This window comes from Ruegeria sp. YTSA064, assembly GCF_059610325.1.
In genome coordinates, this window is the sequence record NZ_JBXWNK010000010.1 from 95,838 (window position 1) to 122,442 (window position 26,605).

The 26,605-nt window shown below is 56.3% G+C and carries 25 protein-coding genes; 15 read left to right on the plus strand and 10 right to left on the minus strand.

Annotation, left to right across the window (positions count from 1 at the left end; genetic code table 11):
* The first annotated feature begins 26 nt into the window (after positions 1-26).
* From AC2FI7_RS15845 to AC2FI7_RS15860, 4 genes are read left to right on the plus strand one after another with little or no spacing between them, the layout of a single operon-like run.
* Positions 27-974: an ABC transporter permease gene (locus AC2FI7_RS15845; protein WP_010438452.1), complete on the plus strand. Its 948-nt coding sequence runs from the start codon at positions 27-29 to the stop codon at positions 972-974.
* On the plus strand, positions 971-1,786 hold the full coding sequence (locus AC2FI7_RS15850) for an ABC transporter permease (RefSeq protein ID WP_010438454.1): 816 nt from the start codon (positions 971-973) through the stop codon (positions 1,784-1,786). Before AC2FI7_RS15845 ends, AC2FI7_RS15850 begins: the two co-directional genes overlap by 4 nt.
* Entirely contained in the window at positions 1,783-3,381 is a 1,599-nt protein-coding gene (locus AC2FI7_RS15855; protein ID WP_496815742.1) for an ABC transporter ATP-binding protein, read from the plus strand. Before AC2FI7_RS15850 ends, AC2FI7_RS15855 begins: the two co-directional genes overlap by 4 nt.
* A gap of 40 nt (positions 3,382-3,421) precedes the next feature.
* A complete protein-coding gene (locus AC2FI7_RS15860) occupies positions 3,422-4,873 on the plus strand; it encodes an aldehyde dehydrogenase family protein (protein WP_010438458.1) in 1,452 nt (483 codons plus the stop codon).
* Here AC2FI7_RS15860 and pncB read toward each other — a convergent pair.
* On the minus strand, positions 4,870-6,162 hold the full coding sequence (gene pncB / locus AC2FI7_RS15865) for a nicotinate phosphoribosyltransferase (RefSeq protein WP_010438461.1): 1,293 nt from the start codon (positions 6,160-6,162) through the stop codon (positions 4,870-4,872). The two genes, AC2FI7_RS15860 and pncB, sit on opposite strands and share 4 nt — an antisense overlap.
* 164 nt (positions 6,163-6,326) lie before the next feature.
* Here pncB and AC2FI7_RS15870 point away from each other — a divergent pair, with 164 nt between their 5' ends.
* The gene (locus tag AC2FI7_RS15870; protein WP_010438464.1) at positions 6,327-6,857 is read left to right on the plus strand and encodes a hypothetical protein; all 531 of its coding nucleotides are present in this window, start codon (positions 6,327-6,329) and stop codon (positions 6,855-6,857) included.
* A gap of 3 nt (positions 6,858-6,860) precedes the next feature.
* Here the strand turns inward: AC2FI7_RS15870 and pncA are convergent, their stop codons facing one another.
* Entirely contained in the window at positions 6,861-7,454 is a 594-nt protein-coding gene (gene pncA, locus AC2FI7_RS15875) for a bifunctional nicotinamidase/pyrazinamidase (RefSeq protein ID WP_010438467.1), read from the minus strand.
* Between the two features lie 96 nt (positions 7,455-7,550).
* On the opposite strand from pncA, the gene trhO reads away from it, so the two are divergent.
* Complete coding sequence (trhO, locus tag AC2FI7_RS15880) at positions 7,551-8,456, plus strand: oxygen-dependent tRNA uridine(34) hydroxylase TrhO (protein WP_010438469.1); 906 nt, start codon at positions 7,551-7,553, stop codon at positions 8,454-8,456.
* A gap of 64 nt (positions 8,457-8,520) precedes the next feature.
* Complete coding sequence (locus tag AC2FI7_RS15885) at positions 8,521-9,021, plus strand: potassium channel family protein (RefSeq protein ID WP_120981283.1); 501 nt, start codon at positions 8,521-8,523, stop codon at positions 9,019-9,021.
* Between the two features lie 6 nt (positions 9,022-9,027).
* Here AC2FI7_RS15885 and AC2FI7_RS15890 read toward each other — a convergent pair whose 3' ends face one another.
* Positions 9,028-9,357 carry a hypothetical protein gene (locus AC2FI7_RS15890; RefSeq protein WP_010438472.1) on the minus strand — a complete coding sequence of 110 codons (330 nt, stop codon included), beginning with the start codon at positions 9,355-9,357 and terminating at the stop codon, positions 9,028-9,030.
* 190 nt (positions 9,358-9,547) lie between these two features.
* Here AC2FI7_RS15890 and betB point away from each other — a divergent pair, with 190 nt between their 5' ends.
* The 3 genes from betB to AC2FI7_RS15905 all read left to right on the plus strand — a co-directional run bounded on the left by betB (position 9,548) and on the right by AC2FI7_RS15905 (position 14,913).
* A complete protein-coding gene (betB, locus tag AC2FI7_RS15895; RefSeq protein WP_010438474.1) occupies positions 9,548-11,002 on the plus strand; it encodes a betaine-aldehyde dehydrogenase in 1,455 nt (484 codons plus the stop codon).
* 120 nt (positions 11,003-11,122) lie between these two features.
* Positions 11,123-13,564, plus strand: coding sequence for a GcvT family protein (locus tag AC2FI7_RS15900; RefSeq protein ID WP_496815744.1), 2,442 nt, complete (start codon positions 11,123-11,125; stop codon positions 13,562-13,564).
* Positions 13,561-14,913: an MmgE/PrpD family protein gene (locus AC2FI7_RS15905; protein WP_496815745.1), complete on the plus strand. Its 1,353-nt coding sequence runs from the start codon at positions 13,561-13,563 to the stop codon at positions 14,911-14,913. The genes AC2FI7_RS15900 and AC2FI7_RS15905 overlap by 4 nt, the downstream gene beginning before the upstream one ends.
* A 118-nt stretch (positions 14,914-15,031) precedes the next feature.
* Here AC2FI7_RS15905 and AC2FI7_RS15910 read toward each other — a convergent pair whose 3' ends face one another.
* From AC2FI7_RS15910 to AC2FI7_RS15930, 5 genes are read right to left on the minus strand one after another with little or no spacing between them, the layout of a single operon-like run.
* On the minus strand, positions 15,032-17,152 hold the full coding sequence (locus AC2FI7_RS15910) for a hypothetical protein (protein ID WP_496833501.1): 2,121 nt from the start codon (positions 17,150-17,152) through the stop codon (positions 15,032-15,034).
* Between the two features lie 23 nt (positions 17,153-17,175).
* The gene (motA, locus tag AC2FI7_RS15915) at positions 17,176-18,045 is read right to left on the minus strand and encodes a flagellar motor stator protein MotA (protein ID WP_010438486.1); all 870 of its coding nucleotides are present in this window, start codon (positions 18,043-18,045) and stop codon (positions 17,176-17,178) included.
* 46 nt (positions 18,046-18,091) lie between these two features.
* Positions 18,092-18,685 (minus strand): MotE family protein, encoded by a 594-nt coding sequence (locus tag AC2FI7_RS15920; RefSeq protein WP_010438488.1) that lies wholly within the window; start codon positions 18,683-18,685, stop codon positions 18,092-18,094.
* Positions 18,682-19,113 carry a hypothetical protein gene (locus AC2FI7_RS15925; protein ID WP_496815747.1) on the minus strand — a complete coding sequence of 144 codons (432 nt, stop codon included), beginning with the start codon at positions 19,111-19,113 and terminating at the stop codon, positions 18,682-18,684. The genes AC2FI7_RS15920 and AC2FI7_RS15925 overlap by 4 nt, the downstream gene beginning before the upstream one ends.
* A gap of 9 nt (positions 19,114-19,122) precedes the next feature.
* On the minus strand, positions 19,123-19,620 hold the full coding sequence (locus AC2FI7_RS15930) for a flagellar basal body-associated FliL family protein (protein ID WP_029621700.1): 498 nt from the start codon (positions 19,618-19,620) through the stop codon (positions 19,123-19,125).
* Between the two features lie 119 nt (positions 19,621-19,739).
* Between AC2FI7_RS15930 and fliF the strand changes: the two genes are divergently transcribed.
* From fliF to fliP, 4 genes are read left to right on the plus strand one after another with little or no spacing between them, the layout of a single operon-like run.
* On the plus strand, positions 19,740-21,329 hold the full coding sequence (fliF, locus tag AC2FI7_RS15935) for a flagellar basal-body MS-ring/collar protein FliF (protein WP_010438499.1): 1,590 nt from the start codon (positions 19,740-19,742) through the stop codon (positions 21,327-21,329).
* A complete protein-coding gene (locus tag AC2FI7_RS15940) occupies positions 21,329-21,925 on the plus strand; it encodes a FliH/SctL family protein (protein WP_010438502.1) in 597 nt (198 codons plus the stop codon). Before fliF ends, AC2FI7_RS15940 begins: the two co-directional genes overlap by 1 nt.
* The gene (locus AC2FI7_RS15945; protein ID WP_010438505.1) at positions 21,918-22,205 is read left to right on the plus strand and encodes a FliM/FliN family flagellar motor switch protein; all 288 of its coding nucleotides are present in this window, start codon (positions 21,918-21,920) and stop codon (positions 22,203-22,205) included. The genes AC2FI7_RS15940 and AC2FI7_RS15945 overlap by 8 nt, the downstream gene beginning before the upstream one ends.
* A complete protein-coding gene (gene fliP, locus AC2FI7_RS15950; RefSeq protein ID WP_010438508.1) occupies positions 22,202-22,930 on the plus strand; it encodes a flagellar type III secretion system pore protein FliP in 729 nt (242 codons plus the stop codon). Before AC2FI7_RS15945 ends, fliP begins: the two co-directional genes overlap by 4 nt.
* A 1-nt stretch (position 22,931) precedes the next feature.
* Here fliP and AC2FI7_RS15955 read toward each other — a convergent pair whose 3' ends face one another.
* Both AC2FI7_RS15955 and AC2FI7_RS15960 read right to left on the minus strand, forming a co-directional pair.
* Complete coding sequence (locus AC2FI7_RS15955; protein WP_010438509.1) at positions 22,932-24,374, minus strand: sensor histidine kinase; 1,443 nt, start codon at positions 24,372-24,374, stop codon at positions 22,932-22,934.
* Positions 24,371-25,108 carry a response regulator transcription factor gene (locus tag AC2FI7_RS15960; RefSeq protein WP_496815748.1) on the minus strand — a complete coding sequence of 246 codons (738 nt, stop codon included), beginning with the start codon at positions 25,106-25,108 and terminating at the stop codon, positions 24,371-24,373. The genes AC2FI7_RS15955 and AC2FI7_RS15960 overlap by 4 nt, the downstream gene beginning before the upstream one ends.
* A 216-nt stretch (positions 25,109-25,324) precedes the next feature.
* Here AC2FI7_RS15960 and AC2FI7_RS15965 point away from each other — a divergent pair, with 216 nt between their 5' ends.
* Positions 25,325-26,569, plus strand: coding sequence for an ABC transporter substrate-binding protein (locus tag AC2FI7_RS15965; protein WP_010438511.1), 1,245 nt, complete (start codon positions 25,325-25,327; stop codon positions 26,567-26,569).
* Positions 26,570-26,605: the final 36 nt, after the last annotated feature.

Consider the following 26,605-nt stretch of genomic DNA (forward strand, 5'->3'; position numbering starts at 1 on the left):
CAATCCAGACACTTAACCTGTTACCAATGCTACGTTATGCCCTCAAACGCCTGTTGTCGCTGATCCTGAGTCTGGCCGTCGCATCGGTTGTCATCTTCGCGGTGATCGAGATTGCGCCCGGTGATCCGGCGTCGTTCATGCTGGGTGTGAACGCGCAGGCAGACACTTTGGCCGCCCTGCGGGCTGAATTGGGTCTCGATGTCTCCAAAGTCGAACGGTATTTCAACTGGGTCGGCGGGATGCTGGTTGGGGATTTCGGCACATCCTACACTTATCGCACGCCGGTGTCGCAGATGATTACGGATCGACTATGGGTGTCGTTGCCGCTGGCGTTGTACGCACTGACCCTGTCCACGCTTATTGCGTTTCCCGCTGGTATCTATGCAGCGGCACGGCGTGGCAAACCGGGTGACTTGGCTGTAATGGGCGCAACGCAACTCGGGATAGCAGTGCCGAACTTCTGGTTTGCAATGATGCTGGTGCTGATCTTTGCGATCAATCTGCGCTGGTTCAATGCCGGCGGGTTCGCGGGTTGGGAAAACGGCTTCTGGACCGGCCTGCATTCTCTGACCCTGCCTGCGATCGCCCTAGCCCTGCCGCAGGCGGCTATTCTTGCGCGGGTCATGCGATCGGCATTGCTGGACATTCTGGCCGAGGATTTTATGCGTACTGCCCGCGCCAAGGGCCTGTCACGCCGTCAGGCACTGTGGCGACACGGGGTGCGGAATGCTCTGATTCCTGTGCTGACGATCATCGGGCTCCAATTTTCCTTCCTGCTGGCAGGCTCAATCATCATCGAACAGGTTTTCTATCTGCCAGGCCTCGGACGGCTGGTGTTTCAGGCGATTTCTGCACGTGACCTGATCGTAGTGGAATCGGTCGTCATGTTGCTGGTCTTCGCCGTCATCATGGTGAACTTTTTGGTCGATTTGGCCTATGCCGCTGTCGATCCAAGACTGAGGAGCAGGACATGAGCCGCAACCTAATCCTCGGTGCCGCGCTGTCCTCACTGGTGCTTTTGGCAGCGCTCGTATCGTTTGTCTGGACGCCATATGACCATGCCGCGCTCAATATTCCGGCCAAGCTGCAACCGCCAAACACACAACACTGGTTCGGCACCGATCATTTCGGGCGCGACATGTTCTCGATGATCATGGTCGGCGCGCGTACCTCGATTGCGGTGGCGTTGGTGGCCGTCGGGATCGGCATGGCGCTGGGCGTCCCCTTGGGCCTGACCGCTGCCGCGCGCAAAGGATCGTGGCTGGACGAAGTCATCATGCGCGGCAATGATCTGGTCTTTGCATTTCCCTCTCTTGTCATCGCCATTCTGATCACCGCTGTCTTTGGTGCCGGGGCCATCAACGCGATCATCGCCATTGGTATCTTCAACATCCCTGTCTTTGCGCGCATCACCCGAGGTGCGGCCCTGTCGCTGTGGGAGCGCGAGTTCATCCTCGCCGCCCGCGTGTCAGGCAAAGGGGCGGCACGCATATCGGCTGAACACATCCTGCCCAATGTCGCCAATCTGCTGATCGTTCAGGGAACGATTCAATTCTCTCTGGGTATTCTGGCCGAGGCCGGGCTGTCTTATGTCGGCCTGGGCGCGCAACCGCCCACACCAAGCTGGGGCAGAATGCTGGCCGACGCGCAAACAATGGTCAGTTTTGCCCCGCATTTGGCTCTGATTCCAGGTTTGGCGATCATCGTGACGGTTCTAGGTCTGAACCTTCTGGGTGATGGCTTGCGCGACTGGTTAGACCCTCGGATACGGGTGGCCCGCGCATGAGCTTACTTGAGATCAAGGACCTTTCGCTAACCATTCACGGCACTCAAATCCTGAAACGGATCAACCTATCACTTGCGCCGGGGAAGATTGTGGCTGTGACGGGCGAGAGCGGTTCAGGCAAGTCTATGACCGCCCTTGCCGTGATGCAGTTGCTACCCAACGGGGCCGATGCGGAAGGGCTGCTGCAGCTTGACGGTCAGAACCTGCTGAATCAGTCAGAAGCAGAGATGTGCGCCCTGCGGGGTGCCGCGATCGGAATGGTGTTCCAAGAACCGATGACCGCCCTAAACCCTGTGAAAACCATCGGCGATCAGGTGATGGAGACCATCCTGATCCACAGGGCCGTGCCCCCCGCCCAGGCGCGCGCACGAGCCGAAGAGGTTTTGGCGCGGGTCGGATTGCCCACCGACCGGTTCCCTATGACACGCTTTCCGCACGAGCTGTCGGGTGGACAGCGTCAGCGTGTGGTTATCGCCATGGCGATTGCGTTGCGCCCCCGGCTACTGATCGCAGATGAGCCGACAACGGCGCTGGACGTGACGACGCAGGCACAAATCCTCGACTTGCTCAAAGGGCTGGTGACGGAATACGGCATGGGGCTGCTGATGATCACCCATGATTTGGCAGTGGTTGCTGGCATGGCGGATCAGATCGTGGTTATGCGGCATGGCGAGGTGGTCGAAACCGGCGCAACCGAACATCTGCTACGCCATATGCAACACCCCTATACCCGCATGCTGTTCGAGGCTTCGGGGCATCAGGTCAACCTGCCGGTAGCCCCAGAGCCACGGCCATTGCTGGAAGTCGAGAATGTTGTGCGCGATTACCGCCTGCCCAGAAAGCGCTTGTTCGATGCACCTGGCCATCACCGGGCCGTCGATCAGGTTAGCTTTACGCTGAACCGAGGGGAACGATTGGGGTTGGTTGGTGAGTCCGGCTGCGGAAAATCGACCCTAACACGGGCTATATTGGGTCTCGAAGAGGTGCAACAAGGCCGAATATCTCTGGATGGTCAGCCTGTATTTACAGGCCATAAACCCAATCTGGCAGTACGTCGCAAGATGCAGGTGGTGTTTCAGGACCCCTACGGCAGTTTCAATCCGCGCCACAGGGTTGCGCGCCTGATCACCGAACCATTTCACCTGCTCGAAACCCCGCCAACCGGGTCCGAACGGCAGGATCGCATTGCCGAACTGCTTACTGCGGTTGGCCTCAGCCCGGATGACTCAAGCAGGTATATCCACGAGTTTTCGGGCGGGCAACGCCAACGGATCGCCATCGCCCGTGCGCTGATCATCCAGCCCGAGCTGATCCTGTTCGATGAGGCTGTCTCGGCCCTCGATGTCTCGGTACGCGCCCAGATCCTCGATCTTCTGGTCGAGCTTTGTGAGACCTACGATCTGACCTATCTGTTCATCAGCCATGATCTGAGTGTGGTTCGCACGATCACCGACCGCGTGCTGGTGATGCAGGCCGGCAAGATTGTCGAGCAGGGTGAAACCGAGCAGGTCTTTACCCAGCCACAGCACCCCTCCACGCGAACGCTAATCGATGCAGCGCCCAGTCTGCCAGAGATCGGACAGGGGGCTGCATGATCCATAAGCGCCTTATTAGAGCCTACTTTAGGAGTTTCTGATGTCTAACCCCCTCTGGTTCGATCCCAGCCTGTGTCTGATTGGTGGTGAATGGAAAAAACCTGCGTCAGGGCAATGCTTGACGCTTGTTAATCCCTCGGACGGTTCTGAAATCTGCCAGATCGCAAGGGGTAACGAACGCGATATAGATTCTGCGGTGCAGGCCGCCCGATCTGCGCGCGATGATGAATGGGGTCGCATGACCGCGCTGGAAAGGGGGCGTGTTCTCACCCGGTTGGGGCAACTGGTTCTGGAACGGGTCGATGATCTGGCACAGCTTGAGGCGATGGATGTCGGCAAACCGCTGACCCAGGCGCGGGCGGATGCCGTTGCCTTGGCGCGGTATTGCGAGTTTTACGGCGGTGCTGCTGATAAAGTGATGGGCGAGACCATTCCCTATCTTGATGGCTATACGGTCTATACGCTTCGTGAACCGCATGGTGTGACCGGCCATATCGTGCCGTGGAACTATCCGATGCAGATCATTGGCCGCTCGGTCGGGGCGGCGCTGGCGATGGGCAACGCCTGCGTTCTGAAACCGGCGGAAGAAGCCTGCCTGACCGCGTTGGCCTTCGCTCATCTGGCTATTCAAGCGGGCTTGCCGCCCGGGGCCTTGAATGTGGTGCCCGGACTGGGAGGCGAGGCGGGCGAGGCCCTTTCGGCGCATCCGGGTGTGGATCACATCTCATTCACAGGTTCGGTCGCGACGGGCGCGTTAGTGCAGCAAGCGGCGGGAAGGAACGTGGTGCCGGTGACGCTGGAATTGGGCGGCAAGTCTCCGCAACTGGTCTTCGATGATGCCGATCTGGATGCGGCCCTTCCGTTTCTGGTGAATGCGGGCATTCAGAATGCGGGCCAAACCTGCTCGGCCTCGTCTCGCATTCTGGTTCAGCGGGGCGTTTATCAACAGATCAAGTCCCGTATGTCGGAGGCATATAGCGAGCTATCCGTGGGACCGGCGATGAACGATCCGCGCGTCGGGCCGTTGATCTCGGAACGGCAAAAACAGATCGTAAACGGTTTTCTTGAGAAGGGCGCAGATTTGACCGTCGCCGGACAGGGGCAAATCGTGGAGAACGCCCCAGAAAATGGGGCTTATGTCCTGCCCACACTCTTTGCTGACGTCCCTCCGGACCATGTGCTTGCGCGCGATGAAATATTTGGCCCGGTTCAGGTTTTGATACCGTTTGAAACTGCGGAAGAGGCTCTAAGCATAGCGAATAGCACCGACTATGGCCTTGTCGCCAGCGTCTGGACGCGGGATGGGGCACGCCAGATGCGACTGGCCAAGGGGCTGCAGTCGGGGCAAGTCTTCATCAACAACTATGGTGCGGGTGGCGGTGTTGAGCTGCCTTTTGGAGGTGTCGGTAAATCCGGCCACGGCCGCGAAAAAGGCTTCGAGGCGCTGTACGGGTTCTCACAGCTCAAGACGGTTGCCGCCTATCACGGCTAAACGATCACCTCGATCGCTTTCTGCGCTCCGACGCCAAAAACCCGCTTGTACCGCTCAATCTGATCTGTTGGCCCCATTGCCTTTTCCGGGTTGTCAGACAGCTTCACGGTTGGTCTGCCATTGGCGGACACTGCCTTACAGACCAACGAGAAGGGGGCCAGCGCGTCATTTGGAACAAGCCCGCGAAAATCGTTGGTCAGCAGAGTGCCCCAGCCAAACGATACGTTAGTCTGATCAGCAAACTGGGCGTGCAGCTCGCGAATCTTGTCCACGTCCAATCCGTCCGAGAATATAATGCGTTTCTGAGTGGGGTCTTCATCTCGAGATTTCCACCAATCAATTGCAATCTCGGCACCGGTTGCAGGATCGCCGCTGTCGATACGTATTCCTGTCCAGCCTGCCAGCCAGTCGGGAGCGCGGTCCAAAAACCCTTTGGTGCCATAGGTATCAGGTAGAATAATACGCAGATTACCGTCATGTTCTTCATGCCAGTCGCTAAGCACATCATATGGCGCTTGGGCGAGCGCAGCGTTATCTTCAGCCAGAGCCGAATAGACCATTGGTAATTCATGTGCATTGGTGCCGATAGCCTCTACTTCGCGGCGCATTGCAATCAGGCAGTTGGACGTACCGGTGAAGGATGGTCCCAAACCTTCGATCATCGCCTGCACGCACCAGTCCTGCCACAGAAACGAATGCCGCCGTCGTGTACCGAAATCCGCAATTCCCAGCCCCTCAATGTTGCGAAGCTGGGCGATTTTTTCCCAAACGCGTGTCATTGCGCGGGCATACAGCACCTGAAGCTCGAACCGGCGCATCCCGTTTAGAACTGCGCGCGAGCGGAGCTCCATCAGCACAGCCAATGCTGGGATTTCCCACAACATGACCTCGTGCCACTTGCCTTCGAAGGTCAGTTCATACTGATCGCCTTTGCGTTCCAGATGATAAGGCGGCAGACGCAGATTTTCGAACCACTCCATGAAATCAGGGCGGAACATCTGCCGTTTGCCATAGAACGTATTGCCGCGCAGCCAGGTGCTTTCGCCCCGGCTGAGACTGAGGGAACGGATATGATCCAGCTGTTCACGCAACTCACCTTCATCGATCAATTTGGCCAATGGAATGTGATTCGACCGGTTAATGAGCGAAAAAACCACGTCTGTTTGGGGCTTATTACGAAACACTGACTGGCACATCAGCAGTTTGTAGAAGTCTGTGTCTATTAATGACCGCACAATTGGGTCGATTTTCCATTTGTGATTGTAGACCCGCGTCGCGATGTCGACCATGGGGACCTCCTGCGATTTCCGTTGTTAGATCAATCAGCGCGCTGATTGGCAAGAGTCGCTGGATTGGTAACAATGCCCATGACAAGTCACATTGCGGGCATATTGTGAGTATCCCTCACGCTTTAGTGAGGGGGTGGGGATGGTTGAGAGGTTGAATTTGGTGAATGAGTCTCGAGTACGACTTTGACATAGTAGCGATTGCTCCGGATGAGGTTGATCCGGAACATGGACACACAGCGGTAACAGGGCGACCCCCGGTGCGCGCGCAGTTCAGGAATATCAAGACTGCAGATGCCTTGCGGGCGGCTTCACCTAAAATACGTCGCATATTTCTGGAATCTGGCTTCAGTCTGGATACGGTGAGTGACAACCGGTCCACCGGATATTACCGGCCCGAGGATTCCGAGAATCGCGTCGTAATTCTGAAACGGCTTTTTGCAAACATTCGGAACATGGGTGTTCAGGGCGAATATTGCGGCGAGTTTGATTTTCATCACTTCCTGGCGCACATCAGAGCAGCTAAGCCCGGTCATGTTCTCCGCCCGGCACCTGCGCGACCTTTACAAGCCCAAAGCCCCGAGTCGGTACGACCGGAACGGCGCACCCTGGTTGGGCGATTGGGATTTGCGTTGGGGCTGGCTGTGATTTTGTTTGTGTTGCTGAAGCTCCTGGCGGAGTACGGCGCAGCGAATTGATCCTCAGGCCAAGTTGACACCCGCTTCGCGCATTGATTTCTCGGCGGCTGATAATGATCCATCCATATCTATCGCACGGCACAGACCGGTTCTGATAGTAACGTCAAATCCAAGATGTGCCGCATCTACCGCCGAATAATGGACGCAGAAATCTGTCGCCAGTCCAACCATCGTCAACTGTTCGATCCCGCGCGTCTCAAGATAGCCTTTCAGACCAGTCGGAGTGGAATGATCATTTTCGAAGAATGCCGAATAACTGTCGATGTCGCGGCGAAAGCCTTTTCGGATGATCAGGTCGCCATCGGTACGCAGGTCCGGGTGAAAGGCCGCGCCATCCGAGCCTTGAACGCAGTGATCAGGCCACAGGACTTGTGCGCCGTAGGGCATCTGGATCATTTCGAACAGGGATTTGTCGTCATGTGAGCTGGCGAAAGACGAATGCCCCGCCGGATGCCAATCTTGCGTCAGGATCACCGCATCGAAATCGTCCATGATCGCGTTGATCGGAGCGACGATTTCATCGCCACCCGCAACGGCGAGTGCACCTCCCGGGCAGAAATCATTCTGAACATCGATAACGAGCAGCGCGTGGGACATGTTGGTCTCCTTCAGTTACATAATCGGTATGGCGCGCAGCAGGGATCGTCAATGCTGTCTCTTGTGTGTTTTCATCAGGCGCATTAGATCGCGCACATGTACACAATCGCTGCCCTATACCATTTCACACGCTTCCCTGATCCTGACGCGTTGCGCCCTGCCTTGCACGAGCTTTGCCGAGCGCAATCGGTCAAAGGTACCCTGTTGCTGGCGCAAGAGGGGATTAACGGCACCATAGCCGGCCCCCGCGCTGGGATTGATGCGGTGCTGGCGCATATCCGCGCGCTTCCGGGTTGCAACAATCTGGAATGGAAAGAGGCAACCGCGGACCACCCACCATTTGGTAAGATGAAGGTGCGTCTGAAAAAAGAGATCGTGACGATGGGGCAGCCCGATGTCGACCCACGTGCCAGTGTCGGAAACTATGTTGAGCCCGAGGACTGGAACGATCTGATCCGCTCGGACGATGTGGTGGTGATCGATACGCGCAATGACTATGAAGTTGCAATCGGCACGTTCGAAGGCGCAATAGATCCAAACACGGCAAGTTTCCGCGATTTCCCAGCTTGGTGGGAAGAAAACAAAGAGAGATTTCACAACAAGCGTGTCGCCATGTTCTGCACCGGCGGAATTCGATGTGAGAAGTCCACTAATTATCTGCTGGGACAGGGCGTCGAGGATGTCTACCACCTGAAAGGTGGCATCTTGCGCTATCTCGAGGAGATGCCACGCGAAGACAGCACGTGGCAGGGTGAGTGTTTTGTCTTCGACAATCGCGTTTCAGTTGGTCATGGGCTGGTCGAAGGCCCACACAAGCTTTGCCATGGCTGCCGCCGCCCAATCCTGCCTGAAGATGTAAAGCGCCCTGAATACGAACATGGTGTCTCTTGCCACCGGTGTGTCGATGAGACGTCCCAACAGGACAAGGCACGGTTTCGCGAACGGCAGAGACAAATCCAGCTGGCCCGCACGCGAGGTGAGGAACATCTGGGGTCAGATTGAATTCATCTTGCAGGCTATGTCGAAAAACGGATGATGCCTTTGGGCCTGCCTGATGGAGCGGAATGTGACTCACGAACCCAGAACCCTGGAAGAATGGAAATCCACCCTATTGGCAGCCTTAGGGTTGGTTCTGGCTAGTTTCCTCGCTTGGTACGGTTTGTCGCGTCTGAATGAAACCACCGCAGGTGACACGATCGGTACGATTGCATCGGTTGGGCTAGTGGTCTGGATGGTTTCTCAATCCTACTACTACATAACCCAGGTGAAATCCCCGCGCAGGATACTGTTTTTGATGGGGGTGTCCTTCATTCAGGTCGTGCCGTTCCTATTTGCCGCGGTCTACGGTGCCTTTGGCTATGAGGATCATTGTGTTGTCGGCGCCAAAGGACCGGCAGATATTCTGTATTTTTCGTACGTTACCTTCACCACGGTCGGATATGGCGACATGTCCCCAACAGGCCTATGCCGTGGGTTGGCCGTGGCCGAGGCGGTTACGGGCTATATCCTGTTGGGCATGTTTGTAGCCGCAGCCGTGGCGCTATACGCGCGCAGCCATAGCAAGTAGACCAGCTTATTTGTTGTGATCGATCCATCGAGACATCAATTGTCTGTCGCGGAAACACTCGGATGGGATCGGACGCTGTTTAGTGCGCGAAATACGCTCCGCAAACGCAACCTGCTTGCCCGTTGGGTAGTTTGCGAAAGGCGACGGGTCATGCGGCTTATGGGCCGATATCCAGTCTGATAGTGATTTACGGTCGTGTTGCGCTTCGACAGGAATCTCAAGCGCGGACTTTTGTGCAATCGCGCGGGCATAGCGCATCTGCCGATCTGTCACAGGCAACAGGTGATAATCGTTTGACGTGCCGCCAAGTGCGGCTTTTCGCATGTTCTGGGCCATCGGGGTTATCCTCTGACTGTGTAGAACATAAATAGAACATTAGCCTTTCATTTCAAGAGAAGGCCATTTGGATTCGGCGAGAACCTGCCAATCACTGGATTTATTGACTGGTCAATCAATGAAAGCTAATTCTGTCGGCAACACACACCTCCCCTTGCACAGGGGTGATCCGAAAAGAGAAGGATTCGGCATGAAATTTCAGCCCAAGGCCAGCCATTTCATCAACGGCGAATATGTTGAAGATACCAGAGGCACCCCAATCGACGTTATCTATCCAGCCACCGGTGAAGTTATCGCGCGGTTGCATTCTGCAACACCTGAAATCGTAGAACAGGCTCTAAACAGTGCAAAATCGGCTCAGGCAAGCTGGGCCGCCATGTCGGGCACGGAACGGGGCCGGGTCCTACGGCGTGCGTCAGACATCATGCGGGATCGCAATCGGGCGCTTTCTATTCTCGAAACCCACGACACCGGCAAACCACTGCAGGAAACACTTGTGGCGGACGCGACCAGCGGCGCAGATGCTTTGGAATATTTCGGTAGCTTGGCAGCGTCTCTGACCGGCGAACATATCCCACTAGGGGGTGGGGATTTCGTTTATACGATCCGCGAGGCATTGGGTGTCTGTGTCGGCATTGGCGCATGGAACTACCCGACCCAGATCGCCTGTTGGAAAGGTGCCCCAGCGCTGGCTTGTGGCAATGCGATGGTTTTCAAACCGTCCGAGACCACGCCTCTGTCGGCCTTACAGGTGGCCGAAATCTTGATCGAGGCGGGCGCGCCAAAAGGTATCTACAACGTGGTGCAAGGCTATGGAGATGTCGGGGCCAGCCTGGTTACCGATCCGCGCGTAGCCAAGGTCTCGTTGACAGGGTCGGTTCCAACAGGCCGCAAAGTCTATGCGGCGGCAGCCGATGGCATGAAACACGTCACCATGGAGCTGGGCGGGAAGTCCCCGATGATCGTTTTCGATGATGCAGATCTCGACAATGCGGTCTCGGGTGCGATCTTGGGCAATTTCTATTCTTCGGGGCAGGTTTGTTCCAACGGCACGCGCGTCTTTGTACAAAAGGGTATCAAGGAAGCATTTCTTTCGCGTTTGTCCGATCGTCTGGCCACCGCGAAAATTGGTGATCCGCTGGATGAGGAGGTCAATTTTGGCCCGATGGTCAGCGAAAACCAGATGAATATTGCGCTGGGCTATGTCGAAAAAGGTAAAGCCGAGGGTGCGAGGTTGGTCTACGGCGGCGTCAGGATCGCAGGTGACGGGTTCTACATGCAGCCCACAGTTTTTGCCGACGTCACCGACGATATGACAATCGCACGAGAAGAGATTTTTGGACCTGTGATGTCGGTGCTGGATTTTGAAACCGAAGAAGAGGTGCTGGCGCGTGCCAATGATACCGAATTCGGTCTGGCTGCCGGTGTCTTCACCAATGACCTGACCCGCGCCCATAGAATTGTGGCGGGGTTCGAAGCTGGCACTTGCTATATCAACACCTATAACCTCGCCCCGGTTGAGGCTCCGTTCGGTGGGTCCAAGATGTCGGGCGTGGGGCGCGAGAACTCGAAACTGGCGATCAATCACTTCAGCGAGATGAAGACAGTTTACGTTTCGATGAACGATGTCGAGGCCCCTTATTGATCAAAACCGGTCATTCAGGTTCTGTTCCCGACATTTCGCGTCGGGAACAGAGCATAACCTGACATATGGCTGTGGCTGACTTTCCTGAGAGCACTAGGTTCGCAGACAGGAGATCAGACCATGAAGACCCACGCTCAGGCCGTCGTGATCGGAGGAGGATTGGTTGGCTGCTCAATCCTCTATCATTTGGCCAAGCTTGGTTGGACCGACGTGGTTCTGTTGGAACGCGATGAGCTGACCTCGGGCTCGACTTGGCATGCGGCAGCGAACATCCACGGCCTGCATGACAACAACAACATCACCCGCATCCAGCACTATACGATGAACCTGTACAAAGAGCTGGAGAAGGAAACCGGGCAGGGCTGCGGGGTTTTCCAATCTGGTTCGTTGTATCTGGCGCAAACCGAAGATCGCGAACATCAGCTACGTCTGCAGGAGGCAAAAGCCCGGTTCTACGGTTTGAACTTTTATGAGATCAGCCGCGAACAGGCGAGTGAACTTCACCCGTTGGCGCAGTTTGACGACATCCGTTGCATCATGTTCGAACCCGATGGCGGCAATGTCGATCCGTCCGGGGTTACCCACGCCTACGCTGCGGGTGCGCGGGCAATGGGGGCCACAATTGAGCGGTTTTGCCCTGTAATAGGGACTGAACAGCAATCCGATGGCTCTTGGATCGTGCGCACGGATAAGGGGGACATTCACACTCGATGGGTTGTGAATGCGGGGGGCCTGTGGGGGCGCGAAGTGGCTGCAATGGCGGGCATCGAACTGCCACTGCAACCGACCGAGCATCAGTATTTCGTCACTGAAGCCATCGACGAAGTGGCTAATCTGGGGCGCCGCCTACCGTCGATCGCTGACCGGGATGGAGAATATTACTTCCGCCAGGAAGGCAACGGCCTTCTGATCGGCGCCTACGAGAAAGACATGCGGTTTTGGGCCGAAAGCGGCACGCCGCTGGATTTTGCCCATGACCTGTTCCCAGACGATCTGGACCGGATCATGGAAAATGTCATCCGCGCCACAGAACGGGTACCGGTCGCTGCCACGGCGGGTGTCAAACGGGTGATCAACGGGCCGATGATCTGGTCTCCTGATTCAAACGCAATCTGGGGCCCCGTGCCCGAGCTGCAGAACTATTTCTGCTGCACCGGCATCATTCCCGGCTTCTCGCAATCGGGCGGGCTGGGTCTGCTGTCTGCGCAATGGATGATAGAAGGCGAGCCGCAATACGACATGTTCGCCTGGGATCTAGCTCGGTTCGGTGACTGGGCCGACAAGGCCTTTACCAAGGCGCGGGTTGAGGATGTATATACTCACCGTTTCGCCATCCATTTCCCCAATGAGGAGCGCAGCGCGGGACGCCCCGCGCGTGTCCGCCTCACCTATGAAATGCAAAAGGATATGGGTGCGGTCTTTGGCTTGAACTGCGGCTGGGAACATCCGCTGTGGTTTGCAGATCAGCCCGGTTTGCAGGAAACCAATGGGTTCACTCGTCAGAACTGGTGGGAACCGGTGGGCCGCGAGGTGCAGATGCTGCGCGATCATGTGGGTGTGATCGACATCTCCAACTTCGCCAATTACGTCGTGAAAGGTCCAGGTGCTTATGACTGGCTGGATCGTCTGGTGGCCAACAAGGTCCCGGCCGAGGTTGGTCGTTCGTGTCTGACGCCCCTGATTTCGGTTCGCGGTGGCGTGGCTGGTGACTTTACCATCACCAAGATAGCTGATGAAGAATATATGATGATCGGCTCGGGTATGGCCGAGCGTTATCATCAGCGGTTTTTCAACATGATCGACTTGCCCGAAGGCACCACGTTCGAGGTCGCCACCGATCGCATCGCAGGCTTCAACGTGGCTGGGCCCAAGTCGCGCGAATTGTTACAGCGTCTGACCAATGCGAACCTTTCAAACGACACGTTCCGCTTTATGCGCTCGCGCACAATCAAGGTGGCCGGTATCGCTTGCCTGGCCATCCGTGTCAGCTTTACTGGCGATCTGGGGTGGGAGCTGCATTGCGCGGAATCAGATCAAACCAGCCTCTATTCAGCGCTATTAGAGGCTGCAAAAGACCTAGGCGGTGGCCCGGTTGGCGGTCGCGCGTTGGGATCGTTGCGCATCGAAAAGGGGTATGGCTCGTGGGGGCGAGAGTATTCTCAGGAATACTGGCCACAAGAGGTTGGCCTGTCAGGTCTGATCAAGTTGGACAAAGAATTTCTGCACAAAGATGCTTATCTACGGGTCAAGGATAACGCCCCGCGCGAGGTACTCTCGATATTCGAGGTCGATGCGGACGAAGCCGACGCCACTGGCGGTGAACCGATCTTCACCCCCGACGGTACCCCGGTTGGCCGGGTAACTTCAGGCGCATATGGGTATACGGTCGGCAAATCCCTGGCCCTGGGCTACGCCAACCCCAAAGCCGCAAAACCTGGCGACACGGTCGACATCTTCATCCTCGGAAAACCACACAAAGCCAAATTCCTTTCAAAGCCGCCGTTCGACCCCGCCGGAAACAGATTACGCGATACGAAAACCGTTGCGGAGCCAGTGAAATGACCAACGTTTTTGACCGGGTTGCCGAGTTTGCTCTGAACTGTACCGCCGAAGACATTCCCGACACAGCCCGCGAGACAGCTGCGTATTTGTTGCTGGATACGATGGGTGTTCTGATCGCTGCAGGATCGATGCAGGCCGGTGGGATCGCCCGGGATACAGCAGCGTTGCTTTTTGCAAGTTCAGAGCCTGATTTTAGCGCTCGGTTGCTGTTCGACGGGCGGCGCGCCAGTCTTGCAGGTGCAGCTTATGCAACTGCCAGCCAAACCGATAATCTGGATGCCCATGACGGGTTCAATCCCGTCAAAGGCCACATCGGAGTTGCCATTGTTCCGGCGCTTGCTGCGTTGGCCGAACAATGCCCGGATCTGTCGGGTCGTGAGGCTCTGGCGGCTATGATCATCGGGTATGAAATCGCGGGTCGGGCTGGCCTGACCCTACACGCAACGGTCAGTGATTATCACACTTCCGGTGCCTGGAATGCGTTGGGCGTGGCTGCTTTGGCGGCGCGTTTACGCCGTCATGCCCCAGATCAACTGCGACAGGCGTTGGGGATTGCGGAATTCCACGGGCCACGCAGCCAAATGATGCGCGAGATTGCAAATCCAACAATGTTGCACGACGGTTCCGGTTGGGGTGCCCTGGTGGGGCTGTCATCTGCCATCCTGGCCGAGCGCGGATTTACCGGAGCACCTGCAATCACGATCGAGGCGAAAGAGGCTGTTCCATTCTGGGACGATCTTGGCCGGGTCTGGCAAGTTGAGCAGCAATATATCAAACCCTATCCAATCTGCCGTTGGGCACATGCATCAATCGACGGTGTTCGGATGCTGATGCAGGTACACAAGCTGACACATCAACAGATCGCAGCCATCCGCATCAACAGCTTTAAAGAAGCAGCTTGTCTGTATTCTGACCACCCTCTGACTACCTCACAGGCTCAATACTCGTTGCCATTTGCTGTAGCGGTTCAGGCAGTTCACGGTCGCATTGGTGTAGAACATATCTTGGGCAAAGGCCTGTCTGATCCAACGGTCGCAGAGATTACAAAGCTGATTAAGGTCAAAGAGAGCCCACGTCACTCTGCCCGTTTCCCAGCAGGACGATGGGCAGATGTCGAGATCGAAACCTTGGACGGATCTGTTTATCATTCAGGTGATATCAACGCGCGCGGTGGTCAGGAAAATCCCCTGAGCAAACAGGAGATCACCGATAAATTCACCGAATTTGCAGCGCCAGCTGTGGGGCGCAATCGGGCCGCCCAGATCCTTGCGGCCACATTGAAGTTGACCCAACCCGGGTCAAGCTTTTCCAATCTGTCTGCCCTGATATACGACCCACCCGCACGTTGATACGGCGCCACGCCGAATTAAATAAATGATCGAGATTCGCCATGTTAGAGACTGATCCAAGGTGTTAAGCGAATGACCAACTCTGAAACAGCATAACCACTGGGCACTGCGGGTCCGATCAATTCAATCCGCCTGTTTGCACGATTTCAAGCATATCAGAAATTTGCGCGCGGGCATTGGCGCTCTCCTTAATAAGCGTTTTGGCATCTGCCAGAGGTTTGTCAGATTGCCGTTCAATCGGTTGATCTAACGATATTTTGATTCGATTTAGATCGCTGAAGACATTCGAATCCTCGGCATCAATCTCATTCGTGCCCGCCAACCAGGATAGGCGGTCGGCAGCCTCGATCTGACCAGTTTCTCTCAACAATTCCGCCGCGGCGTAGAAGTTTTGCACCCGCGCCAAAGCTTGAGCCCGCAATACTCGCGCGTCGTCTGAGGGATCTTCAGACAATTCCAGCAAAGCTTGGCGAGGATGGTCGCTTAGTAGAGCTGAACGTGCCCTAATCCGGGCACGCTCGATAGCATGGTTCTGATCGCCCAATGGGTCTGTCCATTCCCGGGCAGCGCTCGCAAATCCAAGATTGATCAACCTTTGCGCCACTGATGTGGCCGTATCCAGGCTCAGGTTAATGCGAGTTTTCTCCTTCAGTCCGAATATGTAGCGCAGGAAGGTGATGTCATCCGCCCGCTCAGCAAGCAGTTGCAGCACCTGATCTCGCGTGCGGCGCCAATCCTTATCGTCAGGTGCTTTTTGGATATGATGCATGGCACCATCGAACTCCTGCGACATCGACAACGCAAGCACATGAGTGCGCGCCATCATGGGCCCGAGTTCAGAGTTTCTGAATTCACGTGCGTAACCTGCCGCTAAATCGAGATCTTTGGGTGGTATCGAACCCCGATCGGCCCATCTTTTTTCGATCAAACGCGCCAGCGCCAGAGGCGCTTCCCTAGAAGCACTTGGGGTGGCTATGACTTCAGTCAAGTGAGCACTCGCGGTATGTGCATTGCCTTCGGCATCGGCGATCGTGGCCTTGGTCAGGGTCACGTCGGCCGTTTCAGCGGTCATCACTCTGTCGACCGAACGCAAAATACGCCGCGCTGCTTCCAGCCGCCCGGTTGTTGCCAGCAAGTCTGCCAGAGTCGACCCGAGTTGCCGCCTAAGGTGTTCGGGAAGCCGGTTGAATGCTTGCTCGATTATGTTCAGCTGTGCCTCCGGTGCCAATTTCTCCTCGGCCAGAAGTGCCCATAGCGCTGCAGCGCTTTCGCAGCTTTGTTGACCTTCGAATGAGTGCGGTTCAGACGCAGTCAAACCATCGAGAGTAGACGCCATCGCCGAAATACGTTGTTGCTCTGCTGTCGGTCCTGGCAGCAGATCTAACACCTGCAGCGCTTCGGCTCCGAATCCATAATATGTGTACAGCTTGGCCAGATTCAGGGCCTTTTCCTGATCGAGTCGATCAATTTCCTGGAATAGCCCCGTTCGCAGTTGCGCTACCTGCTCCACAAATGGTTCGGGGCCTGCCCAAGAGTCGAAATCCATCTCAGCATCGGTGATACATTCAAATTTTGCATCGAAATCCGGAAGTGCCAGATTTTCGAGACCCCGGGCGTCGTCCAGAACCGAAGACAATCGTAAGTTGGGCGCTTGTGCGCTTGAAGTTCTTAAAGGTCCAAAACGAGCGGATTGTCTGCGCCCAACACCAGCAAGTGTGAGGTCAATAACCTCACGATCTGCGCTTTGTAATATGCGGGATATCAGCTCGTCCTCAAAGTTTCGATGACTCATTTGCAACAAGGGTAACGCCAGCGCAGTTGCAGGGATTTGTACTGGAGGCGGAGCTTGCTTTGCGATGTCCGGGTGAAGGTCTGTCACCACGTCGATTTTCGGAACTGCAACCGGAATGAATTTACCGGGCGAGATGTCCACGACCACCATAGTTTGTTGATGCAGAAATGCGGTGGCGACACATTCACATCCAAAGACCATCTTCAGAGCTCCACCTGAACTAGCCTGAGTTAGAGATTGAAGTCTTTTGCTGGTCAGCCGGTCAAATACGGTTCCGGTATCGAATGTGGCGCCTTTGATAGCAATATTCAGATCAGCACCGCGTTCGTTTGGAGTCATAACCCAATCGGTGCCGGCGGGCACTTGTATCACCAGACGCGTGTATCCATCGTGTTCGCCCGAGCGAACACGCAGAACCTGCGCTGACACACTGGTGCCAAGGGCCAATAAAATTAATGTCAAAGCCCGTATCATGCGACCGCCTGTTTGATTTCTTTCAAGGCCTCTTCAAGCTCTGAAAAATTGGGGCGGTTGTGGGTTGGCGTGTTTTGGCGTCCGACCTCGATGCACATCGCAGCGTTGTGATTGTGCAGATTCGCGACCAGAACCTCCTTGATGAGTTGATAAAAATGGTTGTCTTCTTCAACCACAGCTTTCAGTTTGCCAGCAAATGGACCGACCAAACCATAAGCGAGGAAAACGCCCAGAAAAGTGCCGACCAACGCTCCGCCGATGAGTTTTCCCAGCACCTCTGGCGGCTGGTCGATCGAACCCATGGTTTTGATAACGCCCAGAACCGCAGCAACGATACCAAGGGCGGGCAGGCCGTCGGCAACGGTTTGCAAGGCATGGCTCGAGTGCATGGCATGATGGAAATTTGCCTCCATCCGTTTTTCAAGCACCTCTTCGACTTGGTGCGGGTCGTCATAGTTCATCGCGGCTGAGCGCATGGTGTCGCAGATCAAATCCACGGCTTCTTTGTCGGCTTTGATCTTGGGATAAGCTGAGAAAAGCGACGAGTTTTCAGGCTCTTCGATGTGTTGCTCGGCCTCAACCGGGTTTGCGCGCGCGATCCGGATCAACGAGAACAACAGGCAAAGCAGATCACGATAATCTTCGGGCTTCCACTTCGCGCCTTTGAACACTTTGCCAATATCTTTCGCGGTGTGTTTGACCCCACCCATGTCGTTACTGATCATAAAAGCACCAATCGCGGCGCCTCCGATCATCATCATTTCATACGGCAATGACTTCATGATAATTGCCATCTTGCCGCCAGCGGCGAGATATCCGCCAAAAACCATGACGAAGATAACAGCAATTCCGATGAGTCCGATCATAAGTGATCTCCGGCGTTAAGGTGGGAGAAATGGTTGCCCATCAGCATTATTCCTGTGGGGCGCGGGCGTTGCGCCCAGCCATGATGACGCTGATACCATAGGCGGCCTCGGGGCTGAGACCGGCCATCACATTGGCGGCAGCCTCCGGTGGCATGCGTGACAAAAATCCGGCGGCGAATACTGCATCCATCGTTTCGAACAAGGCCGCGGCATCCTTTGGTTTCATGCTTTGGTAAACGTCAGTCAGTTGCGTCAGGTCGCTTTCGGCGGCTGTTTCGGCAATAGCGACGGTCTCACGCAGCGACTCTTCGGCTTCCTGCAGCATGGCCAACCGGGTCTCAATAGCCTGATCTGCGATGTCCAGCGCGTGTTCTCGGTCGACAATCATGCTCTCCCGCTGATTCAGTTCGACTTCGCGGCTTAGCAGTTCTGTTAGCAAAACTTGCAGATCCGCAGCGCTGGTCTCAATGCGCTCCGACTTGATTTGCGCTGCCAATGCTGGATCAGTCCCACGCGCCACCGCAGGCCCAGCCTCAAGCCCGATCCGAATGATGGCAGACCCGATCATCAGCAAGGAGATGACGGTCAGAACTCCCCCGCGCGGGCGCTGGTCAGAATTCTTTTTTCTTTGACGGATCATTGGCCTGACCCGCCTGACCCGCCTGACGTTGCAGCATGCCGAAAGAACATCAAGCCCTCGGGCTTTGTTACGGGTTTTAGGGATATGGGGTCAGATTTTTCCTGCGCGTGCTCTTCGGGCTGCTCAGGGCTTGGTTGGTCTTCCTGTACGACATCGTGCATTGAGGCCATCATCAGTTCCAGGTGCTGCGCTACCGACTCCGCCCGTTCAGTCAAAGTCTGCAGGGCAACCCCGGACTCGTCGGAAGACTGACGGGCGCAATCAAGCGATTTTCGCAGCTCTTCCGCTTGGGCCGAAAGAACGGAAACCGCACCACCCACGCCCTTTTCAAGATCAGTAAATCGACGCAAACGACGCGCCAAAATGAAACAGTACAGTCCTGCCCCAAGCGCGCCTGCTACCAGCAGAATATCGGCAATCAGTTCCACCTTCGCCTCCTAATTCAATACAAATTCTGTCACCAGAACGTCGCGCACACGGCCGTCACCCACGACAATTCCTATACGTCGCAGCAGGTGCCCACGGATGCGCACCAAGGCGAGTGAATCTTCAAGGTCGTTCAGCTCGACCGCGCGCAGATAACTGTTCAGCACATCCATGATTCGCGGCTGCATCTTTTCAACTTCGGCGGCGTAGCCCGCGTTCACCTCGAGTTGTGCATGGAACTTGAGATGCCGCGAGCCGCCTGCATTGACCGAAACGATCACCGGCGGCAGATCAACAAAGCTTACGTCTGGCAACGCCGTCGCTGGCTTTTCATTGCTTTTGCTATCTTCTTCTTTTGCTTCGGCACCGCTACCAATTGGCAGCAAGCCAGAGGCGGTTATGAAATAGCCACCAACACCGCCTGCCAAGGCCAGAATCATCCCAAGAATCAGGCCCTTTTTTCCTGATTTTTTAGGGGTTTCCACTTCGTCAGCTGTTGCGTCGGTCATGCCGTCCTCATGAATCTGTTCGGCATCTGTCATAACCCCGCAGGGACTAACCGATTGTTAAGGGCAATCGTCCAAACAGGGGTTGAGCCGAGCAGAATGTCGGTGAGTCGGAGGTGAGTGTGCAGCAGATCGGAACTGTCTGGGCAAGTTTGGACAAGCGCAAACAAATTTTCGTGGCCGGTGCGGTAGTGCTGGTGTTTCTGGGCGTGCTTGCGATGTCACGGATTGCGACGGCACCGTCGATGACGCTGTTATATTCAGGTCTCGAAAGCGGTGCGGCGGGTGATATCGTGCGATCGCTGGATCAGCGCGGTGTTGCGTATGAAATTCGGGGTGGTTCGATCTATGTACCGGGCTCGCAACGGGATGAGTTGCGCATGACGCTGGCCAGTGAAGGACTGCCAGCAAACGGCAACCGCGGATACGAGTTGCTGGACTCACTCAGTGGATTTGGCACGACGTCGCAGATGTTTGACGCTGCTTATTGGCGGGCAAAAGAGGGCGAGTTGGCCCGCACGATTGTCGGCAGCTCATATGTCAGCCAGGCACGCGTACACATCGCCAACGGTTCGGCCAACCCGTTTCAACGTAGTGTTGCGCCGACCGCTTCGGTATATTTGGTGCCATCGGGTGCGCAGATCACAGGAGATCAGGCCAAGGCGATCCGGTTTCTGGTGGCGTCAGCAGTCAGCGGGCTTGCACCAGAAAACGTCACCGTAATCGATTCGAACGGCGCTGTGATCGGAGCGCAGGAATCAACCGTGGCCGCTGATACTGCAGACGATAAAGCACGCCAGTTGCGGGAAAAAGTTCTTCGACTTGTCGAAGCACGCGTCGGGGCAGGTAATGCCGTGGTCGAGGTCAGCGTGGATACGGTGACCGAAACCGAGTCGATCCGTGAACGCCGCTTCGATCCTAAAGGTCGCGTAGCGATCAGTACGGATGTTGAAGAACGGTCTGACAGTGCGCGAAATCAGTCTGCAGACGTGACCGTGGCATCAAATCTGCCGGATGGGGATGGCGCTGGCGGGGACGAATCCAATTCAAATGCCACCCAGACCCGCGAGCGGGTGAATTATGAGGTTTCTGAGACCGAACTTGAGGTTCACCGCGCGCCGGGTGCCATCAAACGTCTGACCGTTGCAGTGCTGGTCAACGGTGCCCGAACGGTTGATGCGGAAGGTGTCGAACGATTTGAACCCATTCCGCAGCCAGAGCTTGGCGCGTTGGAGGAACTCGTTTCCTCGGCCGTAGGTTATGATGCCGAACGCGGTGACGTCATTACCCTGAAATCGCTTGATCTGCCTGTTGTTGAGCCGCAGGGTACATTGGTGTCGTCGTCGGTCTGGCAGAAGATTCATCTTGATGCCATGTCGCTGGTTCAGATGTTCGTTTTGGCACTGGTATCCCTTGTTTTGGGTCTGTTTGTCATACGACCCATTTTGACAAAATCTGCTGCACCTGCGTTGCTTCCGGCAGGCATACCGCCGGAAGCGGACCCTGCAACTTACCTGACGGGAGAGATCGCAAATGGTGATGCGCAAGAGTTCACATCACTTCCTGAGGCCGCTCAGACAAATGTTCCGGTAATAGCCAGCGCCCATGGTGAAGACCCCGTCGACCGATTGCGCGCCATGATCGGTGACAAACAGGAAGAGACGGTTGAGATCCTGCGAAGCTGGCTTGAAGAAGGTGAGGAGAAGGTGTAATGTCTATCGCTCATCTCCTTGAGGATTTCACCGCCCCAGCAGCAGGTGTCGCCGTTCATCTCTTGGATGAAGAGGCATTGGAAGAACAACGCCTTGCGGCCTTTGAGCAAGGCTATGGTGCCGGTTGGGAAGATGCGGTCGAGGCGCAGGAACAGGGTGGGGCGCAGCTCAGCTCTGACTTGTCTGCAGCGCTAGCAGACCTGTCGTTTACCTATCAGGAGGCGTTAACCCGGATGACATTGTCGCTGGAGCCGATGTTTCAGAGCCTGATACAGGTGGTTTTGCCCGAAACCGTCGAACGGGGTTTACCCGCCAGATTGACTGAACAGCTTTGTGAGATGGCCCGGGAACAGATCGGACAGCCGATGCTACTTACCGTTCCGGACGGTGCCGCCGATCAGGTTCAGGCGGTTCTCCCACAAGATCTCACGCCGTTGCCACAAGTCGTCGAGGATCCAACTCTGCAGCCGGGACAGGCGCGTTTGCAAGTGGGCACCGCCTATCGAGAGGTGGATTGTACCGCGTTGCTCGCGTCCATTGCCGCATCTTTCGACGCCTATCTATTTGAAGCAAAAGAGGCTCTGTCAAATGAGTGATCCCCAAGCTCCGAAATCCGAAAAGCCAAATCCGTTCGAAGCGGTTCCGATCGAAGTCACAGTTTCGGTTGGTCGGGCGCGACCTTTGATCCGTGATCTGCTGAACATGGGCGAAAACGCTGTTCTGACGCTGGACAAACGCATTGAAGACCCCGTCGACCTGTATGTCGGGGACCAATTGGTCGCGCGTGGGCTGCTGGAGGAAATGGAAGGAGATCAGGCCGGGCAACTGGCTGTACGGCTGACCGAAATCTCTGACCTGCAGAACGGGATCGGATGATGCGCCACCTGTTCTGGCTGTCGCTATTGCTGGTGATTCCCACCAGCGGCGCGGCGCAGGAATTGTCGCTATCGCTGGGTGAGGGCGGGTCGATCTCGGCCCGGACCATCCAGCTGATCCTACTGATCACGGTGCTCAGTCTGGCACCGGGACTGGCGATCATGATCACCTGTTTTCCGTTTTTGATCACTGTATTGGCGATACTGCGGCAAGGGATTGGGTTGCAGCAATCGCCGCCCAACATGCTGATTGTCAGTCTGGCGCTGTTTCTGACCTATTTCATCATGGAGCCGGTTTTTACCGAATCGTGGGAAGTCGGCATCCAGCCATTGGTCGAGGAAACAATAGACGTGGAGCCCGCGCTGGAACGCGCGTTGGTGCCGTTTCGTAGCTTCATGGCGGCGCGTTTGGATGTCGATACGTTCCAGGCGATGGCAGCATTGCGACCAGATGGCGCGGATTTGCAGCCGTCATCCGAGGCACCGCTGTCCGTTCTGATGCCTTCATTCATGCTGTCGGAGATTGCACGGGCATTTCAGATCGGGTTTCTGATATTTTTACCGTTCCTGATCATCGATCTGGTTGTTGCGGCGGTCCTGATGTCGATGGGTATGATGATGGTGCCTCCGGCTACGGTTTCCCTGCCGTTCAAACTGGCATTTTTCGTGATTGCAGATGGTTGGGCTTTGATCGCAAGCGCGCTGGTACGCAGCTATTCGCCCTGATCTATTGCCGGGTGATCTGCAGGCAAGCGCGCAAGCCTTGGTCTCCGGCCTCAAAGCTCAGCGATCCGCCATGTTGCTCGGCAACGGTGCGTGCGATGGTCAGGCCAAGCCCAAAGCCATCTGACGAACCGATGTTTGACCCACGCTGGAACGGGGCCAGCAATGCCTCGATATCATCAACCGACAAATCGGTGCCTTTATCTTCGACAATAATCGTGGCGGATTGAGCATCGGTTTCCAGCTCAACCTCGGCCCGGCGCCCATATTTCAAGGCGTTGTCGATCAGATTTGACAGCGCCCGCCTCAACGAGATTGGTCGACCCATCACCAGAATGCGCCGTGTCTCAGGCAGCGATCCGTGCCCCCGGCGCGACATGAACAATGACGGCGCACCTTCGACAGCCACAGGTTCAATTGCTTTCAAAGATACGGGCAAGTTCATATCCTGATAGTCGGCGACCAGTGACTCGACCAGTGAGGTCAACGAGATCTGCCGCGGTTCTTCAACGCTGAGCTCGGACCTTGTATAGGTTAGTACACTTTCGATCATGCCGGTCATCTGATCCACGTCTGCTTCGAGCTTCTCGCGCAATTCGGCATCGTCGATCAGGGCGGCACGCAGCCGGACACGCGTTGCCGGCGTACCCAGATCGTGGCTAACACCCGACAGCACAATGGCGCGTTTCTCTAGCTGCGCGCGTTCAGCCTCAAGGTGATCATTCACCGCAGCCACGATATCGCGCAGCTCTTCCGGCCCGTCCGCATCATAACTTTGTGGCCCACCGCGACGTTTGCGGTCACCAAGTGCCTGTGCAAAGCGCGTGAAGCTGTCTGAGACATTCCCGACCGAGGTCAGCAACGCGGCCAGCGCGACTATTCCCAGCAATATCGCGGGCAGGCGCAGATCAATCGGCGCAGCTTTGCAGCCCCAGATTTCGGTGCCATCGACCTGCTGCCAAACCCCGCGCCCGAATTGCGCGATCAGGATGGGTTCGCTGCAATAGGTCGCAAGCAGGCGCGTCAGATTGCCCATCTTCTCGGGCCCGGTCTGATCGTTGCCCGACACGATATCCGAGACCGGATAGACCAGACGATCAGACAATACCGCTAGCGTCAGTTCGCGTCCACTCAGAGGGGCTGAACTGTCGGTCAGGATCGACAGATTGGTGACAAAGCGGCGATCCGAAAAGCCCGGCATTTGTTGGAATTCTCCCCTATCGGCAAGTGCGGCGGCCTTGGCCGGCAAGGGATTGATCAGCAAGCCGGGTGGCGGTGCCATCCCCGTCCGCAAATCCTCGTATACGGTGAATCCCGCAACAAATGCCTGAGTTTGGAAACGGTTCCAGGCCTGTGCAGAGGTGAACCACAATACGGTTGCCAACATCCCTGCAGCGAAGGCTGACAGCGTCCAGACCCAACCAAAACTGCGCAGGCGCAATGTCATGCGTCCTCATCTACCGAAATGTCGGCGGTAAATATGTACCCAACCCCACGCTCAGTGCGCAGCATCTGAGGCTCTTTCGGATTAGCCTCGATTTTAGAGCGTAGTCGCCCAACCAACATATCGATGGCGCGGCCTTGCGCCTCGGGCTTGTCAGCCTCGCCGGTGACATCAAGCGCGGTGGCGATCTCATCCCGGGTTAGCGGGATGTGCGGATTTGCTAGCAAGACTTTCAGCAGGGCGGTCTCGCGCTGTGAAAGCGAGACTAAATAGCCGTCGGGCGAATGTACCTCGTCCCGTTTGCCGTCAAAGACCCAGCCGGCAAAGTGAAATGTACGGGTACGGCGGCGATAAGCCAGCGAAGGGGTGCGTTGCGCGCGCTGCATCACAGCACGGACGCGGGCCAGCAGAAGCTGCGGGTTGAACGGCTTGGCAATGTAGTCATCCGCGCCAACTTCATATCCCGCCATTCGTTGGTGATCTGCCGACAGGGCCGAGACCAGAATGATCGGCACATCCTGTTCGGCCCTCAAGCGGGCACAGATCTCAACGCCGTTTTCATCGCCCAGCATCACGTCCAACAAGATCAGGTCGATCCGACCCGAGGTCAGATGCGTGCGTATTTCACTTTCCGAACTGGCGGGCAGCGCTATATACCCGTTCTGCTGAAAGAACTGGGTCATCATCGAACGCATCTCAGAATCGTCGTCCACCACCAAGAGCCGGGGAATACCCACTCTAATCCTCCTCTCAAACTTCCTCCGCCGCCGCCAATTGTAACGAATGGAAACGGATTCAAGCCCAAAGTAACACGCGGTAACAAAAGCGGTGAAAATTTCCGCCTTGTCAGGATATTGCTCTGCATTCTGCGTTGCCATGCGGCATTCTGTTAGCGCTATATCGGGCATCGCCGCCCATTGGGTGGCACCGAATTCTCAGGGAGGAGAACAAATATGAAGCGTTTTGCATTTGTCACTGTGTCGACCTTTGCCATTGCGGCCGGGTCGTCGGTAGTGGCCGAACCGCAGGCAGAAGTTCTGCACTGGTGGACATCCGGCGGTGAAGCGAAATCGGTCGCGGTTCTGCAGGAGGAGTTTGCCTCGAACGGTGGCACATGGACCGATATGCCGGTCGCAGGTGGCGGCGGTGATGCGGCCATGACTGCGCTTCGCGCACGTGTTCTGGCCGGTAACGCGCCGACAGCTGTTCAGCTGAAAGGCCCCGCCATTCAGGAATGGTATGAAGAAGGTGTTCTGGCAGACATCTCGGCCGTGGCGGAGGCAGAAGGCTGGGCTGATGTCCTGCCTGCGTCGATCGCGGGCCACATGAAGTGTGAAGGGACCTGGTGCGCGGCTCCGGTGAACGTTCACCGTGTTGACTGGATCTGGGCCAACGCGGACGTTCTGGCTGCAAACGGTATCGAAATGCCCAGCACTTGGGATGAATTCAATGCCGCTGCCGAAAAACTGCAAGCCGCCGGTGTGATCCCGCTGGCTCATGGCGGTCAGGCATGGCAGGACGCCACCGTATTCGAAGCAGTTGTGCTGGGCGTCGGTGGACCTGAATTCTACCAGAAAGCACTGGTCGACTTGGACCCCGAAGCGTTGACCTCGGACACCATGGTGCAGGCGTTTGATCAGATGCGTACCCTGCGCGGATACGTGGACGAGAACTTCTCGGGCCGCGACTGGAACCTCGCAACCGCGATGGTGATGAACGGCGAAGCCGCGTTCCAGATCATGGGTGACTGGGCCAAGGGTGAATTCCTGGCGGCGGGCAAAAAGCCCGGCGAAGATTTCCTGTGCGCCTCGACCCCCGGCGACGGGTATCTGTACAACGTCGACAGCTTTGCCATGTTTGACGTGGAAGGCGATGACAAGAAAGCCGGTCAGGACCTGCTCGCCAAGCTGATCGTTGCACCGAACTTCCAGAAAGTGTTCAACCTGAACAAAGGCTCGATCCCTGCGCGGACCGATGTTGGTCTGGAAGATTTTGACATCTGTGCCAACCTGTCGGCCGAAGACATGGGTTCGACATCTGCCGCAGGTTCGCTGCTGCCGTCTTACGCCCATGGCATGGCGCTGCGCGGGTCGCAGTCCGGTGCGATCACCGATGTTGTGACCGCACATTTCAACTCGGATATGTCCTCGGCTGACGCGGTTCAGCAATTGGCGGACGCGGTAGCAAACAGCTACTGATCCAATACGCTCTGCCCCCTATACTGAGGGGCAGAG